We start from the raw sequence: 16,236 nt of genomic DNA on the forward strand, positions 1-16,236 counted from the left end.
TTAGCATCGTTATGAGAAGAAAGCCGCCCTTGCGTCGGACGGCTTGTCATTACACGATGTCGTAGCCTTGATCTTCAATTGCTTCCTTAATTGCATCCAGCGTCAGTTGGTTCTCATCGTACTCCACCATTACTTTGCCTGCGGCCAAATCGACTTTACCGCTCGCACCCAATTCTTTCATCGCATTTTCAATGGAGCTTACGCAGTGGTTGCAGCTCATTCCTTCTACGTTCAATGTCACAGTTTGCATCTTAATTCGCTCTCCTTTATTTATCATTTCATAACATGGTTCATTCTCATCGTTACGTGCGGTGTGCATTCTTCTAGTGTGCCGCATTCACGACCGACGAAACACGCGGCGGTCCCGTTCTGGAATATCGCGTCCGGAAGAAGTTCACCTCCTTGTTTTTTAGTATACCCCTCTACCCTATATTAGTCAACACTTTAATACCATAGGACCCCATCCTATCTTGCATGTGCGAGACAAAAGGGATTCATACGAATCCCCCAACTTCATTTCATCAATTTATTCATCGTCGTCAATATTTCATCAATTACTTCGTGATCGCCTTCTTGGATGCGCTCGATGACGCAGCTCTTCATATGATGCTCCAGCAACAGCTTACCGACGCCGTTCAAGGCCGCTTGAATCGATGAGATCTGATTCAACACATCGTCGCAATACGTATCCTTCTCAATCAAGCCCTTGACGCCGCGTATTTGCCCCTCGATTCGATTGAGACGGGTAATTAAATTCTTCTTCGTCTTCTCGGAGTGGTGGCTCTTGCGATCATTCGAGACTGCACAACAGTCAAGTTCTTGGTTATTCTCGTCCATACAATCTCCTCCTAGAGGTTTGTTCTTAAAGATTCCCGTTCCAAAGGCTCCTCTTTTGAACAAGCACATCTATATATGAATCACAGTGTAGCATAGTCCCCCCACCTATGCAAAGCGGTTGTTCGGCGGACACGGAGCCAAATAAATGGCGAACATGCTCAAACCGTGCGCAAGCGCGCCTGCTCATGGAAAAGCAAATCCAACAAAAAAAAGCCCTGCGCTCCCATTCGGAAATGAAGACCTGAATGTTCCCTTCACTTGGAACCATGCTGTTATGCCATCGCTCTCTTGAGGCGGCACTTCATCATCCATCTGCGCTCGTGACGCTTCTTATAGCGCGGCAGCGCTTGGTAGATCTGAACCGCCTCATCCCAGGCGCGCTTCGCTTCCTCTTTCTTCCCGATCTGCGCGTATAACATTCCGAGGCGATAATAGGCTTCGCAGGACGAGGATTGGATATGGCGGAACGATTGCAGCGCTTCAATCGCTTTATTCTTATCCGACTGTGAGTGCATGGCGGCCAGGCGCAAATAAGGCTCCCCGTATTTCACGCGCGGATTGATGTCCAACGCTGTTCGAATCGCTTCTTCTCCCCTTGCGGTGTCGCCGGTATGAATATAACTGGTGCCGAGGTCGTCCCAGTATTCAGCCGAATGGTCCATCGACTCCTGCAGCGGTTCCAGCAGGCTGCGGGCTTCACGGTAGCGCTTCCGCTCCATGAGCAGCCGCGCCATGTCTTGCTTGGCGGAGACGTCATGAGGATTCGTGTTCAGTTGCTGCCTCAGCTTCGAAATACGGTTCATTCTTTGCAACGGCTTAACCATGCTCGGTGACAGACCAATAAATTGCCGATCAATAATATAGACGATGAGAAGCAAAACGATAATGGCCAAAAACGGATTGCCAAACAGCCAATACAGCATGCCGAACCCAATTATCTTACTCATGGCAACGTTCACATCCCCATCAAAGTTGAATCCATCATACCATATTTTTGCTATTCCTGTGAATTCGGCGGTTATGGCGCGCCATCCCGTCTATGACCGCAGCGCTTGCAAACCAGCAAGCATTTCGATAATGTAGACAAGACCGTTATCATTTCACCTCATCGCAGAAGGAGACATACACAGTGACAACACATTCTGAAAAAGAAAAAATGATTCGCGGCGAGTTGTACATGGCAGGAGACGAGGAGCTGGTACGCGATCGTGAGCAGGCAAGACGGCTGACACGTCTATATAACCAAACGTCGGAGACGGACTATGAAGTACGCAGCCGGCTGCTGCACACGTTATTCGGAACGGTCGGCGAAGGAATATATATCGAACCGACCTTCCGCTGCGATTACGGCTATAACATTTATGTGGGCAAAGGGTTCTATGCGAACTTCGATTGCGTCATGCTGGACGTGTGCGAAATCCGTATTGGCGACAACTGCTTTCTCGCGCCGGGCGTCCACATTTATACCGCAACCCACCCGCTTCATCCGTTGGAACGAATCTCCGGCTATGAATATGGCAAGCCGGTCGCGATTGGCGACCGCGTCTGGATCGGCGGACGTTCCATCATTAACCCGGGCGTGACAATCGGCAATAACGTCGTCATCGCTTCCGGTTCAGTCGTCACGAAGGATGTGCCGGAAAATGTTGTGGTCGGAGGGAACCCGGCGCGCATCATCAAAACAATCGAAGTGTAAACCTGCGCATCATGCCATGCATCATGAAAGGGGCTATCCCGCCAGCAGCGCTATCTGCTGTGGAACGCCCCTTTGTCTATGTATCTATCGCACCTATTCTACACTTGCAGCAAGGTTAAAATAATCGAGGTCAGACCGAAGCACAGGTTAATGAGCAGCAGAAAAGCAACAGCCTGCTTCTGATTCAAGCCGACCGCGAGCAGGCGATAATGCGCTTGGGAGGCATCCGCCTTATACACCGGTTTCCCTTGCAGGAAGCGGCGGATGACAACGAAGACGTTGTCGAATATCGGTACGCCAAGTGCAAGAATCGGGATGAACAAAGACAATACCGTCGCTTGCTTGAAGGCGCCGTCCAATGCGATGACCCCGAGAATGAAGCCCAAGAATGTCGCGCCTGCATCTCCCATAAATACCTTCGCCGGCGGTTTGTTATAACGCAAGTAGCCAACGGAAACGCCCACCAAAATAATCGCCATCATGGCGGATACGCTCTGTCCCTGCGCCAAGGCGACCGCAAAGAGCGTCCCTCCGGATATCGCCGTCAGACCGCCTGCCAGACCGTCCATTCCATCAGAAAAATTAATGACGGTCGTAACGCCGAATATCCACATGACCGTCAAGATGAATTGCAGCCATCCAGGCAGACTGACGAATTCATGCGTGAACGGATTCGTGAATCCTTCAAATTTAATGCCGGAGCTAAACACTATGATTGCAGCGCACACCTGCACTAACAGCTTGGGCAGTGCGGGAAATTCTTTGCCATGCGTCTTATACCAATCATCCACCGTACCGATTAGCAAGATGAGCAGCCCGCCGCCAAAAATGGCGATCGACTCTACCATGACATTGCGCACGAGCAGCACGTAAGTGATGAAGAAACCGATAAAGATGGCAATGCTCGCCGTTAACGGGATCGGTTCCCGATGTATCTTCCGTTCACTGTCTTTCCGCGGCTTGTCTACAAAATCAATGCGAAATGCCATCTTCCGCAGCGGCGGGATGAGGAACATCACGATTAGAGATGAAATCAAAAAAGCCGATAGGTAGAGCATAAATTCCTCCTATATAACGCTTTCTTCGAGTAAAACAACCATACGATTCATTATAAGGATTTTCCCGCTTACGGCAACTGACCCCCCCAAGATTTTTGTCTCTGATTGCGCTTGATTCCAGCAGCATCGTTATGATTTGTTTGTGTAGCGGGAAGCATCTTCCTTCATTCCGGAGTTTCCAGCCTCCTCGTATTTTCCCATTTTACCATAATTGGCGAACGTCTCAACACGTCGCCTCGCCAGCGCATGGCTGGCATCGATAAGCCCGCACGGCGTATAGCTTCACGAACCCTCTCCGCTTCAGAATACGAGCCGCCTTCCGCACTTCCCTCGCACTGGACCCGAGTATGACGACCGAATCCAGCACCGACAGCTCCTTCCTCCACACATAAGGCAATCGGCCCACATAAATAGAGGTCGAGCCCTCTAAATGGCATTCCATATAATCTACGGGATCCCTTATGTCGATCAGCTTGACGGCGGGATCCATCTGTACGAACTCGCACACGGCCGTCGGCGTAACATAGGTCAGGCCGGCAACCGGCCGCATTTGCCAAATGCGAGACATGATTAGAAACAGACTGACAAGCGCCCCTAGCTCTATCCACCAATTCACGTCAATTCCTCCTTCATGCAAGCATTCGCAACCACATACCCCACCAGGTATAAAAATCATAGTAGCTATCATTGCTAAAGTCAACCCTCCTGCTGTCCAAAATAGAGGCTTCCCAGCAGCTCGCAAAAAATAGAAATACGGCGCTGCCATATGCTATCATCAGAGTAGCAATACGAAGCTGATAAGAAAGGTGTGAATCGTTGGATGCAATATCGCAAACTCGGCAAGACCGGATTGAAAGTGTCCGTCATCGGCGTCGGAACGTGGCAGTTCGGCGGTGAGTGGGGTCATGATTACACGCAGCAGGAAGTAGACCGTATTTTACATAAAGCAAAAAACACAGGCATTAACCTGATCGATACGGCGGAATGCTATGGCGATCATTTGTCCGAAGCGTTCATCGGTGAATTTCTGCAGCGCGACCGGCGGGAAGATTGGGTCGTCGCCACGAAGTTCGGCCATAAGTTCCACTCTCATCTCCAGCGGACGACCCAATACGGCGCCCAAGAGGTGCTGCAGCAGTTGGAAGATTCCTTGCGCGCATTGCGGACGGACTATATTGACCTATATCAATTCCATTCCGGAGACGACCAAGCGTTCGACAATGACGATTTGTGGACGATGCTGGACAAACAGGTGCAAGCCGGCAAGATCCGCCATATCGGCTTGTCATTGAACAAGAGCAACAGCATGCATCAGACTTCGGCTGCCAGCAAGGTTGGCGCCGGCGCAATCCAGGTCGTCTACAACCGTCTCGATCGCGGACCGGAAGCAGACGTCTTTCCCGCTTGCATGGATCAGGACTTAGGCGTATTGGCGCGTGTTCCGCTCGCGAGCGGCTATTTGAGCGGCAAATACAGACCTGGAGCCGAATTCGCCGCGAACGATGTGCGCCATAATCATGACCGGGCCGCAGTCGATGAGAAGCTGAAGCAGGCCGAAGAAATTAAGCGCACGGAAGTGCCGCAGGATGTCAACATGGCTGAATGGGCGCTCGCTTGGTGTCTGCGGCACGAAGCGGTTACCTGTGTCATTCCCGGCTGCAAAAATGAAGCCCAAGTCGAAAGCAATGCCCGCGCCGCCCTGCTGGCTCCAACGGATCATCCACAAATATGGCGGCACTAGGGCAGGAAGAGCCAGACACGCCTGTGAAGCGTAGGCGTGTCTTTTTTGAACGACAGTATGTAATTATTTTCACATAATGTATGATTCATTTTAAGTAACTTAATTATTGTTTATATATTTATATTATTTACTTACTTTTATAAAGTAAGTGTGGTATACTTTTCTTAACAAATATCCCGATGAATTCGAGGAGGAGAACGAAATGAGTAATGATTTCTTGACTGTCATTAAAGAAAGACGATCCGCCAATAAATTTCTTCCAAATGTTGAAATATCCACCGAGGAGCTTGACGATATGTTCTCGCTCGTCAAATTCGCGCCATCCGCATTCAATCTTCAGCATGCGCACTATGTGACCGTCACGGACAAAGCGTTGATGGATCAGCTCTATGCAGCTGCCTATAAGCAGTATAAGGTCAAAACCGCCTCGGCTGCCATTGTCGTATTGGGTGATACGGAAGCCCACCTGAAAGCGGGAGAATTGAACGAAGGGCTGCTTCATCTTGGGATCTTGAGCAAACAAGAGTACGATAAGACAGTGGAAGGCACGACGCAATTTTATGAACAACGGGGAGACACGTTCAAGAGAGAGGATGCCATTCGCAACGCAAGCCTGTCCGCGATGCAATTCATGCTCATCGCCAAAGCGAAGGGCTGGGATACTTGCCCGATGATCGGATTCGATCCCGATCAAGTACAATCCATCCTGAACATCCCTGACAATTACGTACCGGTCATGTTGATCACGATCGGAAAGGAGGATACTTCCAGTCAGCGTCCGCGCGGTTACCGCAAGCCGGTCCGCGAATTCGTGACGCATAATTCGTTCTAACTTCCGATTGGTTTGATGCGGTCCCGCCATTCAAACCGGGTGCTTGCGCCGTTATGCGGTTGAAACGGCGCAAGCACCCAGTTTCTTTATTCGCGCAGCTCCCGCATCTGACTCTTCAGAAAGGATACCATCCACAATCCAAGCGGCAGGAATAGAAACAATACAATCGTGAGCATCGGCCAAATGCGGGTATCCCACCAAATCTGATAGGATGTATTCGGATAGAGGATTAACGAAAGCACCATGCAAATAATCGCCCAAGGGAAAATCATCGATCGGCCGTCTTTTAATTGAAGCACATGCTCGAGCGCCTTAATGCCGAAGTAAAAGTACATGCTCATTTTGAAATATAAGGTAGTCAGCCAAAGCGTCGCCATCAATACTTCAATTCGGGTAATGAATTCTGCAAGATTGATTTTCTGCGCAAGCATATAACTCGGAAAAGAGGCTCTTGCCGTACTCTCGCTGCCCAATACTAAAATGCACATGAACGTCATCAGAAACAAAAAGAAACCGCCGATTGCATGTCCGATTACGAAGGCGCGGATTTTGGACTTGCGGTGACCGTCAACCTGAGGATACAACGTCCAAAATGAAAACAGCGTCAGCGTCGTGAAGCTTAAATAATGCAGAATTGTCCGGATATAAGCGGCTCCATTCGCTTCAAACACCGGAAGAATATTATCGAGCTTGGCTTGGGGAAACACGAATATCGTCAAGGCGACAAACGTGAGTGTCATTATGACGGCAAACAGTTCTCCGGCTCTCGCTACCGTTTTCATTCCCAGACGCAATCCGATGACGACCGCCAGTATAAACATCGCTTGCACCGCGATACGCGGTGTCTCGGGAATGATTTGAGTCGTCATGAACGAACCCAAATAACTTAACAAGGAAGCTACTCCGTCCAGAAACGACACGAAAGCGTACAACAGAATGAGCACGCTCCCCAGCCACTTTCCAACCGTGTTATCTATGTAATCGAAAATCGTTTTTTCGCGGACCGCCCCCAGCCATTTTCCATAGAGTAGAGCCGCACCTGCACTCAATAGTACCGCTATCATCACCGCAAGCCATCCATCCTGCTTGCTGTAGTACGCCGCGGCAGACGGCACATACAGGACGGATGAGCCTACCGTATGCAATACAACCAAACATAATAGTTGGCGAACATCAATCCGTTCCCTTCTCATTGCTCCACCATCCTGTCCAAGCTGTCGATAATGAGGTGGCTAAGCGGCTCCATCATCCAGGCAAACCACTGATTCGGATTCGGCAGCGGCACATCCAACAAATAGACGAGAGCCAGTACCATAGCGCCCGTAAACATGATGCTAAAATATCGCAGCTCCTTCGAGCGATTCTGACGCCGCAATTGCGGAACTTCAAACCACAGAATCAGAGCGCCGATAACGGCCAGAATCAAGATAGCCATCCGCTACTCCTCCTTCTCGTAAAATTTAAGGTAGGAATTGAGCTGTGTTCCTGTTTCGTTCAAGCTGACCTTCGTCGTAATATGAACCGGGACGTCGGGATAAATGGCGGTCCATCGGCTTTTTATCTTCTTCCACTCCGCAAAATCGGCCTTATGCAGCGCCTTCCCAAATCCAAAAATATCGGAACGGAATATACGCTGCGCCTTATAGACGGATGCGCGAAGCAAATCGGAAAAAGACTTCTCCGCATCCCGTTCCACGCGAGCAATGACTTCCGGATTAATCAGATCAATATTGCAAGCGGCTTCTGCCACATTCACATCTACCGATATGTCAATCCGTATTTCGGGCTTGCCGTTGCGGAAATGGCCGGTCACCGAACTGTCGGCCCGCTTTACCTCCAATCCGATACTGCCCCCGTCTGGACATGGCGCAATCCCGATCGTGCTGCTTATATTCCCCGTAATATAGTTAAATCCCTTGCTCTCCTCCTCATTGAGCCATCCGATCAGCTTATCTTTTTTGAATACGCCCAGTGTAGTAAATTTCGTTATGGTCAGATCTGACGTTTTTTGCGTATTGTCGACCTTGTTTGCGGATTGTCCGGGATTTTGGACAGTGACACCGGGGAGTACCGGTTCCTTGCCGATGAGGAACGTCTGCTGCAAAAAGTCATTCAACAGCACGCCTCTTGTCGGGGCCCAGTTCTTCTCCGACTGCTCCAACGCCTTGAACAGCTTATTTGCCGGCATGCGTTCAAACGGCGTTATGACTTCGAGCACGTGATGCGCGGACGTATTGCGGGCTATGACAACATAAAAATCTCCTCTAATTTCGTGATCGCGCGACAGATCGAGCAAATATTTCAACCCATCTCTGGCTACCTCTTCGCTAATAACCAGAATGCGCATATGGGATAAATAAACTTTGCGCGGAATTTGCACGGTCATACGGCGGAACGCTTCCAACAAGACGCGCCCCTTCTCTTGAACGACTAATACGGGCGCAGCCGTCGAGCCCCCCTTTTTGGCGGCAACCGCGCTGACGTTGGCGAGCTGCGCGGATACGATATATTCGCCGTCCTGCTTGTCGATTCCGATGCCAAGGGCAATCCCCAGCGTATCCAACTCCCTGCGGTTCCAGCACGATGTCAGCAGCAGGGCAAGCATCATGAGAGCCAGAAGGGCTCCCGCCATTCGTTTCATTGGGTATCCTCCATGCTTCATGATTGAGATGCAGACGAATCCTGGTCGCCATTCTTCTCTGTCGACTCGTCTGGCGGTTGTCTGTATACATTGGTGTGCAGCAGGCTCGGCCGCGTATACATCATCCACCACGGTGCGCGGATCAACGCATCCTTCTGATCCGGCAAACGAACGGGCGCGATCGGAGACATATACGGCTTGCCGAACGATTCCAGATGGCACATGTGCATCACCAAAATAACCATTCCGATAAATATCCCATAGAAGCCGAATGAGGCTGCCAACCCCATAAAGACGAACCGGAGCAGCCTAATGGAAATGCCGACTTCCGGATTCGGAAAGATCAGGCTGGTAATTGCGGTAATCGAGACGATGATGACCATGACGGGGGATACCAAGTCCGCTTCAACGGCGGCCTGTCCCAATACTAGGGCGCCAACAATCGAGATCGCCGTCCCGACAGCGCGCGGCATCCGTATCCCTGCCTCATACAGCAGCCGGAATGTAAGCTCCATCATAACCGCTTCCACAAATGCGGGAAAAGGGACTCCCTCCCGTTGCGCTGCAAGGCTGATCAACAGCTGGGTCGGTATCATTTCCTGATGGAAGGTCGTCAAGGCGATGTAAATAGATGGAGTCAACAAGGTAATGAAAAAAGAAGCAAAGCGGAGGAAGCGCGAAAAACCGAAATCATAGCGCTGGTAGTAATCCTCCGCCGATTGCATCAACTCGGAAAAGAGGGATGGAACAATCAATACGTGCGGCGATCCGTCAACCAGAATGACGATTCTTCCTTCCAATAGTGCAGCAGCCGCAACATCGGGCCGTTCCGTATTGTTTACCGTAGGAAAAAGACCGAAGGTGGTGTCCTGAATGAATTCTTCCACATAGTTGCTTTCCAGCACACCGTCGATGTTAATGCACTCCAAGCGCGAATGAAGTTCGGCCAGCACGCCTTCGTCCACGATCCCTTGAATATACATGACGATCGCGGACGTCTTCGTCAATACTCCGAGCTCCTTCGATTCGAGCCGAAGATCCGGATGTTTAATCCGCTTGCGCAGCAGCGCCGTATTGACGCGAATGGTCTCTGTGAATGCTTCCTGCGGTCCTTTGATTACCGTTTGAGAGGTTGGCTCGCTGACCGGGCGATGCTCCCAGCCGTTCGTGCATACCGCATACGCCTCTTCATGGCCGTCGATAAGCAGCGCCGTCTTGCCGCACAGCACCGCATGCAGCAGATCATCCAGCCGCTTAAGCGGCTGCACATCCCCTGCCGCAATGCCCAGCTGCTGTATCCAAGCTCCCGGATCAGACGTCCGGTTCGTTGTCATGTTCAGATCCACGCGGTCAGATCGCACCAGAAAGGACTGGATCAAATAATATACAATTGTCGGGTTGACCATTCCATCCAAATAAATAAAGGCAACGTCCGTCTCCCCGTCCTGACCGGCCTTCAATTGCCGAATGACGAGATCGGAGCTGTCGCCGAGCGCCTGGCGCACATCATCCAGCTGCGCCTTCAAATCAGTGTGCAGCGGTTGCTTGTCCTGTTCCGTCATAAATCCTTCCCCAAGCGGGCCCCCTCCTATTTGTTTCATTTTTTTATCCTGAAAAGGAGTTTTTTATGGTATGCCCATCCGCGAGCAAAGGCATGCGCCGGCACCTTTCTCCTATAGAACTAGAAATCGTCTCATCCTGGGGGATGGATGCGTCTGCTTGGGGCAGGCCGATGGCAGACTGCGGCAGAATCTGCCGCGACCCAAATATTGTGAATCTCCCGCTCTTAGGATATAGTCATCTTTAAGATGATTGATGAGCAGGAAAGGAAGGGCAGGATATGAAGAAAAGGCTAAACAAGTTATAACGCTTACGTAAGGCATATCGCTCCGGTTATCATTCCCGAGCGCCTCCTGATTGGGCTCGTATTTTCGAAAACTATAATTGGGAGGTTGTTGTTACGAAATGAGAACCGAAAAAGAAATGATGGATCTAATACTAACCACTGCCGCACAAGATGAGCGAATTCGCGCTGTCATTATGAACGGATCACGTGCCAATCCCAATGTAAAGAAAGACTTTTTTCAGGATTATGATATTGTATATGTCGTCAAAGCCATCGAATCATTTACATCGGATCATAGCTGGGTTGATCGGCTTGGCGACAGAATGATCATGCAAATGCCCGAGGATATTATTCTTGTTCCAGCTGAAGAGGATGGATGTTTTCCTTATCTTATGCAGTTCACAGACGGCAATCGGATAGATCTTACGCTAGTGCCTATAGAGAAGGCGGATGAACTTGTGGGGCGTGACAGCTTGAGTATCCTCCTTCTGGATAAAGATAAAATATTCGCGCCGTTTCCTCCGGCGAGTGATGAAGACTATCTTATCGGGCAACCGACTGCCAAGCTATTCTCGGATTGCTGCAATGAGTTTTGGTGGTGCAGCGCAAATGTTGCAAAAGGGCTGTGGCGGGAAGAACTGCCATATGCAAAAGCGATGCTTGAAGGTCCTGTGAGAAGCATGCTGAACAGCATGCTTGAATGGCATATTGGGATTGCGGCCAATTTTACTGTGAGCGCAGGCAAGTTCGGCAAATACTTCGAACAACACCTTGAAGATCAGATATGGAATGAGTTCGTAAATACTTATTCCGATGCTGATTACGAGAATATATGGCAATCGCTCTTTGCAATGTGCGGTTTGTTCAGACACGTTGCCGTAAATATCGCAGATCATTATGGCTATGAATATCCGCATGTTGACGATGAAAGAGTTACCGCACACCTTCATCATGTGAAATCCCTGCCTAAAGACGCTGCCGAGATGCACTGAATTAGATGGGCATAACCCCCATCTGGACTGCATGAAATCCAACGGGGAATCAGTATTAACTCTAATAAAGAGTGCAAGAACCATTAAGCCGCGGCTTAATGGTTCTTTTTATAACCGCTTGCACTTCTGTTCTCTCTGCTGGGTGGATTCCCTTTGCAAATTTTACTAGACAGAGAAAAAATACCCCTTCTTATCATACATTGAGGTTAGCGCTCAATAGCAGTGATTAGAAAGGGTGCCGTTACAGCATGATACCGTATTCAGTTACTTGATTGATTTGCAGCCGATCCATATGAATGATGTCATTCCACTGTTCGTTATTTACTGTAAAGTTCGCTTTCGTCTCTTGCTGTTCTTTGTCCTTGATAGAGCAAATGGAGAGCATATTGCACGGATCCAAAAGACTTTGAAGAGCGCTGCCATGTCCTCCATTCTCTTGCTGTTCCCGATGTATTCTGCCTTTTTTCATATCTGGCGGCTTTGTTTTGTATGAGTTCAAGCCTTACAGCTTGCCCGCCTTGTTATTAGATGCATGAGAGATGAAAAAGGTTTGCTTTTTTAAGAATTTTTTAAGCAAATGTTCGCAAGAGTAACGTTCCATCATGGACGCCCCCGTTTGTCCCAGCCTCCACTCGGATATGGTGCGATGGAAACAACATATATTCCGTTGGCAAGCGATCATTAATCATTGCACTTGCTTGGCAAGCGTCCGCTTGGCCTTGGTTACGATTCTTGCCGTCTCTTTCGTGTCCGATGTCCGCAGCCAATCGTCACATACTTGCAGGACCCATCCCGGATTCGACTTGCTCGCATCGTTCAGCCAATTGCCTGCCGAATCTTGAACATACTTGGCCGGGTCGGAATTGACGCCTTCCAATAGCGGCAGCGCCAATTCCGGTTCGAGCTTTAACTGCTCGATATGCTTGCACCAGACTCCTCTCGGCCTTGTCGATTCAATGGCAAATCTCCGGACATTGGCATCCGGATCCGTCACCCAGCTCTGATAGAGGGAGATCGCCGCCGGAAGCTCGCGAATAATCGATTCGCGGACCGCCATCCAACCGATTTCTCTTACACCGAAGTGCTTGTCGGCAGCAAATGGCTTCATCTGTATTAGCTTCTCCTCCAAGGAAAGCTCCTCGTTCAAGCCGATTAGATACGTTGCCCAACAACGTACGCTATCGGACAGATGAGCGGCTAGAAAATTCATGGCAGCAGTGAATTCCTGTTGACTGCGATTCAGCAGATCTACCCGGATCGCTTCGGCAATAAGCGGGATAATCTTCATCGTGCTTCTCTGCTTGAGTTGGTTGATCTCCAGCCCTAACGGCTGCACTAAATGATGAAGCCCAACTTCAGGCAGGACATGCCGCAGCAGAATCACATGATCGACAGCCAGCCATTCCGTCAAATTGACGCTTTCAATCGCACCCTGATGCAATAACTCAAGCACCTCTTCCGGGATATCCGCAGCCTTGCTTGACCCCTTGCGTGCCAGCACCTTATCGGGAACTTGCTTTGTAATCTGATGCTGTTCCTCCATGTCCATGCCTCCTCATCCTTATAGCCGAAACCATTCCGGCCGTTCACAAACATATGTTCTTGTTTGATTTCAGTATATACCGTATCTTAGGCTTTATACAACCAGCTATTCGGGACTTCGCTCTTTTTTCATTCCCGGTTCCATGTTCCTTGCAGGATACAGACTGATAACCGTAGGACTTACCCATGCAGGAGACCGGAGGCTCAATCTGCTTTTAATTACATGCGGCTTATTGTAAATGACACCGCTGTTCAGTACAATATGATACACACCAAGAGCACTGTAACGCACGACAACAGCATTCCAGGCGAGGAAGGGAGGCACAATCCGAGGGATGATGCGCACCCGCATTCGCTGCTGTTCATCATTTTCCGAAAAGAGCAGTCCTCATCTCATCCCGGCAAGGCCACAAGAGGGAGCAAGGTCCTCCCCCTTGCTTCAGGCGTATACTCCATGACAATGAATACGGATACAAAGGAGTGTATCATCGGCATGAACATGAATACGAAAATGATTATGATCTCCGCAATCTGCTCCATGACTCTGGCATTGTCCTTGTTCTCGACTTCTATATTCGCGGATCCGGTACCTGCGTCATCATCAGTGAGGCCCGAGCAGCCGCTCAACGCCAAAATTGCAACCGCTTCCTTCACTGAGCGCGACCTGGATCTGTTGAGCCGGGATATGACAGGCCTTCCCCTTGACGGCGATTCCTATAACGGCGGCGTCGCAGCCATAGGCCAGAATGCCTTCGCCGTGGCGGCCAGCCCCAAATCGACACCCATAATGGCAGCGGCCCGTTACGGACAAGGCCGGGTTGTCACGGTCGGAAGCGAATCGTATTTCAACTTGAGCGAATCCGATCAACCGAACGGCAAGGCGACGATTGCGCGCAATATCCTGCTGTGGGCGACAGAAGGCTTGACCACGAGCTATCAGGACGCGCTTGCCGGCAAAGGTCGCATCGCCCTCCTTACGAAGACAGAAGACTTCAAGGCACGATCCGATCTTCCGGTAGATATTACACGAATCGACAGTTGGAGGGAAGCCGATAAGAGCGGCAAGCCAATGCTTGACCCCGGCAAGTTCCCCGTCGCCTTCATTGACTATAAATTCGTCAGTAAAGACGAAGTGCCGGCGCTGCTTGATTACATACACAAAGGAGGCAGGCTGGTCGTCGCTCTCAAAGGATGGGTATTGGAGCAATTCCCTAATGTATCGCTGGATACCGCCCAGTCTTCGGCATCCCTCGGAACGGACTATCCGCTTCAGCAGCTGCTCAATTCGGCCGGCTTGAGCTTGATGAACAATCAGGCGACGACGTGGGACGGTACGGCCCCGTTCCTCAATGCCAATCAAGCGGCGGCCTACGAAATCGGCAATTTGATCTCCGAAGCCAAATGGATAGAAGCCGGCACCAAAACGATCGATGAAGTTCGCATCGGCTTTCCGGATTCGAATGCAGAACAGAAAATGGCCATTTTAACCTCTACGTTGAGTTCTACGCTCGGCGCTCTTACTCCGTCCAGTTCGATTTATGATCAAGTCCAATCCGATTCCCATCAATTCACTCATGTGGCGCTTCCGGTCGATCCGCAAAAGAAGCCGTACAGCGCTTCCCTGCTTCCGGTCGTCATGGACCGCATCTACCAGAATCCGTCCGGAACGAAGTCGCCGTTCGCCGATGCCTTTCCAGGCAAGGTGTCCGTTGAGGCTCCTGTCATTAACGACAAGGTTGTCGAGGTCGATTTCGATTACTCCACTTATGATTACCTGCGCCAAGGAACCGTTCCGAAAAATTGGATCAGCACCGGATTGTACGCGGAAGCGGGCAAGACGATTACCGTCACTGTGCCAGGGGGAACGCCCGACTTGGATGTGCAGATCGGCGCTCATACCGATAATCTGAAGGGCCTGCCGATCGACAAGTGGTCCCGCGCGCCGCTCGTGACGACACGGATGTCATTGAAGCCGGGCGCCAATACGATAACGAGCCCCTATGGCGGATTGGTCTATTTGATTCCGGCGAAGCCGCAATCAGGCAAGAAGGCTGCGGTTCATCTGAGCGGCGCCGTCAATGCTCCGTACTATGTGCTGGGAACGACGGACAAGGAAGAATGGAAGAATACCGTGCGCAACTATTCGGCGCCTTGGGCAGAGCTGCAATCAAGACGCGTCATCATCACCGTTCCGTCCGAATATGTGCGCAATCTGGATAGCCCGGAGGAGTTCCTGAAATTATGGGATGTCATGCTCGATCAATACGACAAACTGGCGGGCGTCGCGCCGAACAAGCCGGAGCCGCACCGCAGCGTTACGCTTCCGTACCGTTATGCCGGCGATGCCCAGATCAGCGCCGGCTTCATGCATGCCGGTTATCCGATCATGTTCTTCAACGATCCGTCGGCTATCGATGCGGTAACCGTGAATGGCATCAAGACGCTCGACGGATGGGGCTGGTGGCACGAGACGGGTCATGAATACCAGCAATACGCTTGGACATGGGGCGCAGTCGGCGAAGCGACGGTCAATATATACTCCCTGTTCATTCAAGACTATTTTGGCAACCATTCGCGTCTTCTCACCAAGAAGACTTCAGACGGCAAAACGTATTACGACGTCGCCTTCGAATATTTGAACAACAGCACTCCAAATAAAAACTTCAACAACGGCGATCAGAACGACGTCTGGACGCGTCTGATCATGTTCCGCCAGCTGCAGATCGCCTACGGCTGGGATCTGTACACGAAGCTGCACACTTCCGTCCGCGACATGCCGCAAGCGCAGCTCCCGCAGAACGATCAGGAGCGAATCGATCTATTCGTGGCCAAGACCTCGGAGCTCAGCGGCAACAATCTGCTAGAATTTTTTGATACATGGGGCTTGAAATATTCGGATAAGGCCAAAGCCAAGGTGCTCGGCTTGAAGCTGCCGAAGCCCGCGGCCGCTATTTGGACGTTGAAGGACAGCCTTGTTCCGGGAGGAAGCGAACAAAATTGACTTCAAGCTTCACGATAGGAGTAAGGTAAAAAGAGGGGGGAGTCTCCCCC

Annotated in this window: 16 protein-coding genes; 5 read left to right on the forward strand and 11 right to left on the reverse strand. The window is 50.6% G+C overall.

Annotated elements, in window-relative coordinates; translation table 11 throughout:
* Positions 1-49: 49 nt before the first annotated feature.
* From JSQ80_RS06665 to JSQ80_RS06675, 3 genes are all read right to left on the reverse strand, one after another.
* Positions 50-250 (reverse strand): copper ion binding protein, encoded by a 201-nt coding sequence (locus tag JSQ80_RS06665; RefSeq protein WP_087431971.1) that lies wholly within the window; start codon positions 248-250, stop codon positions 50-52.
* A 263-nt stretch (positions 251-513) separates the two neighbouring features.
* Entirely contained in the window at positions 514-837 is a 324-nt protein-coding gene (locus tag JSQ80_RS06670) for a metal-sensitive transcriptional regulator (protein ID WP_087431970.1), read from the reverse strand.
* A gap of 272 nt (positions 838-1,109) precedes the next feature.
* A complete protein-coding gene (locus JSQ80_RS06675) occupies positions 1,110-1,784 on the reverse strand; it encodes a tetratricopeptide repeat protein (RefSeq protein ID WP_206094795.1) in 675 nt (224 codons plus the stop codon).
* Between the two features lie 182 nt (positions 1,785-1,966).
* On the opposite strand from JSQ80_RS06675, the gene JSQ80_RS06680 reads away from it, so the two are divergent.
* Positions 1,967-2,533: a maltose acetyltransferase domain-containing protein gene (locus JSQ80_RS06680; RefSeq protein WP_336245709.1), complete on the forward strand. Its 567-nt coding sequence runs from the start codon at positions 1,967-1,969 to the stop codon at positions 2,531-2,533.
* Between the two features lie 98 nt (positions 2,534-2,631).
* On the opposite strand, the gene JSQ80_RS06685 is transcribed toward JSQ80_RS06680, so the two are convergent.
* Both JSQ80_RS06685 and JSQ80_RS28940 read right to left on the reverse strand, forming a co-directional pair.
* Positions 2,632-3,591 (reverse strand): MraY family glycosyltransferase, encoded by a 960-nt coding sequence (locus JSQ80_RS06685; protein ID WP_206094796.1) that lies wholly within the window; start codon positions 3,589-3,591, stop codon positions 2,632-2,634.
* Positions 3,592-3,814: 223 nt separating this feature from the next.
* Entirely contained in the window at positions 3,815-4,207 is a 393-nt protein-coding gene (locus JSQ80_RS28940; protein ID WP_206094797.1) for a rhodanese-like domain-containing protein, read from the reverse strand.
* 204 nt (positions 4,208-4,411) lie between these two features.
* Between JSQ80_RS28940 and JSQ80_RS06695 the strand changes: the two genes are divergently transcribed.
* On the forward strand, positions 4,412-5,332 hold the full coding sequence (locus JSQ80_RS06695; protein ID WP_206094798.1) for an aldo/keto reductase: 921 nt from the start codon (positions 4,412-4,414) through the stop codon (positions 5,330-5,332).
* A 202-nt stretch (positions 5,333-5,534) separates the two neighbouring features.
* Positions 5,535-6,164, forward strand: coding sequence for a nitroreductase family protein (locus JSQ80_RS06700; protein ID WP_206094799.1), 630 nt, complete (start codon positions 5,535-5,537; stop codon positions 6,162-6,164).
* 86 nt (positions 6,165-6,250) lie between these two features.
* On the opposite strand, the gene JSQ80_RS06705 is transcribed toward JSQ80_RS06700, so the two are convergent.
* From JSQ80_RS06705 to JSQ80_RS06720, 4 genes are read right to left on the reverse strand one after another with little or no spacing between them, the layout of a single operon-like run.
* A complete protein-coding gene (locus JSQ80_RS06705) occupies positions 6,251-7,357 on the reverse strand; it encodes a GerAB/ArcD/ProY family transporter (RefSeq protein ID WP_206094800.1) in 1,107 nt (368 codons plus the stop codon).
* Complete coding sequence (locus JSQ80_RS06710; RefSeq protein ID WP_206094801.1) at positions 7,354-7,599, reverse strand: hypothetical protein; 246 nt, start codon at positions 7,597-7,599, stop codon at positions 7,354-7,356. The genes JSQ80_RS06705 and JSQ80_RS06710 overlap by 4 nt, the downstream gene beginning before the upstream one ends.
* Before the next feature lie 3 nt (positions 7,600-7,602).
* Complete coding sequence (locus JSQ80_RS06715) at positions 7,603-8,805, reverse strand: Ger(x)C family spore germination protein (protein ID WP_206094802.1); 1,203 nt, start codon at positions 8,803-8,805, stop codon at positions 7,603-7,605.
* A gap of 17 nt (positions 8,806-8,822) precedes the next feature.
* Entirely contained in the window at positions 8,823-10,406 is a 1,584-nt protein-coding gene (locus tag JSQ80_RS06720; protein WP_240463578.1) for a spore germination protein, read from the reverse strand.
* Positions 10,407-10,770: 364 nt separating this feature from the next.
* Here JSQ80_RS06720 and JSQ80_RS06725 point away from each other — a divergent pair, with 364 nt between their 5' ends.
* The gene (locus JSQ80_RS06725) at positions 10,771-11,643 is read left to right on the forward strand and encodes an aminoglycoside 6-adenylyltransferase (RefSeq protein ID WP_206094803.1); all 873 of its coding nucleotides are present in this window, start codon (positions 10,771-10,773) and stop codon (positions 11,641-11,643) included.
* Positions 11,644-11,884: 241 nt separating this feature from the next.
* Here the strand turns inward: JSQ80_RS06725 and JSQ80_RS06730 are convergent, their stop codons facing one another.
* Positions 11,885-12,142, reverse strand: coding sequence for a hypothetical protein (locus tag JSQ80_RS06730; RefSeq protein WP_206094804.1), 258 nt, complete (start codon positions 12,140-12,142; stop codon positions 11,885-11,887).
* 186 nt (positions 12,143-12,328) lie between these two features.
* Positions 12,329-13,186 (reverse strand): DNA alkylation repair protein, encoded by an 858-nt coding sequence (locus JSQ80_RS06735; RefSeq protein ID WP_206094805.1) that lies wholly within the window; start codon positions 13,184-13,186, stop codon positions 12,329-12,331.
* 492 nt (positions 13,187-13,678) lie between these two features.
* Between JSQ80_RS06735 and JSQ80_RS06740 the strand changes: the two genes are divergently transcribed.
* Entirely contained in the window at positions 13,679-16,186 is a 2,508-nt protein-coding gene (locus JSQ80_RS06740; RefSeq protein WP_240463579.1) for a M60 family metallopeptidase, read from the forward strand.
* Positions 16,187-16,236: the final 50 nt, after the last annotated feature.

This window comes from Paenibacillus apiarius (assembly GCF_017052585.1).
GTDB classification, from domain to species: Bacteria; Bacillota; Bacilli; order Paenibacillales; family Paenibacillaceae; genus Paenibacillus_B; species Paenibacillus_B apiarius.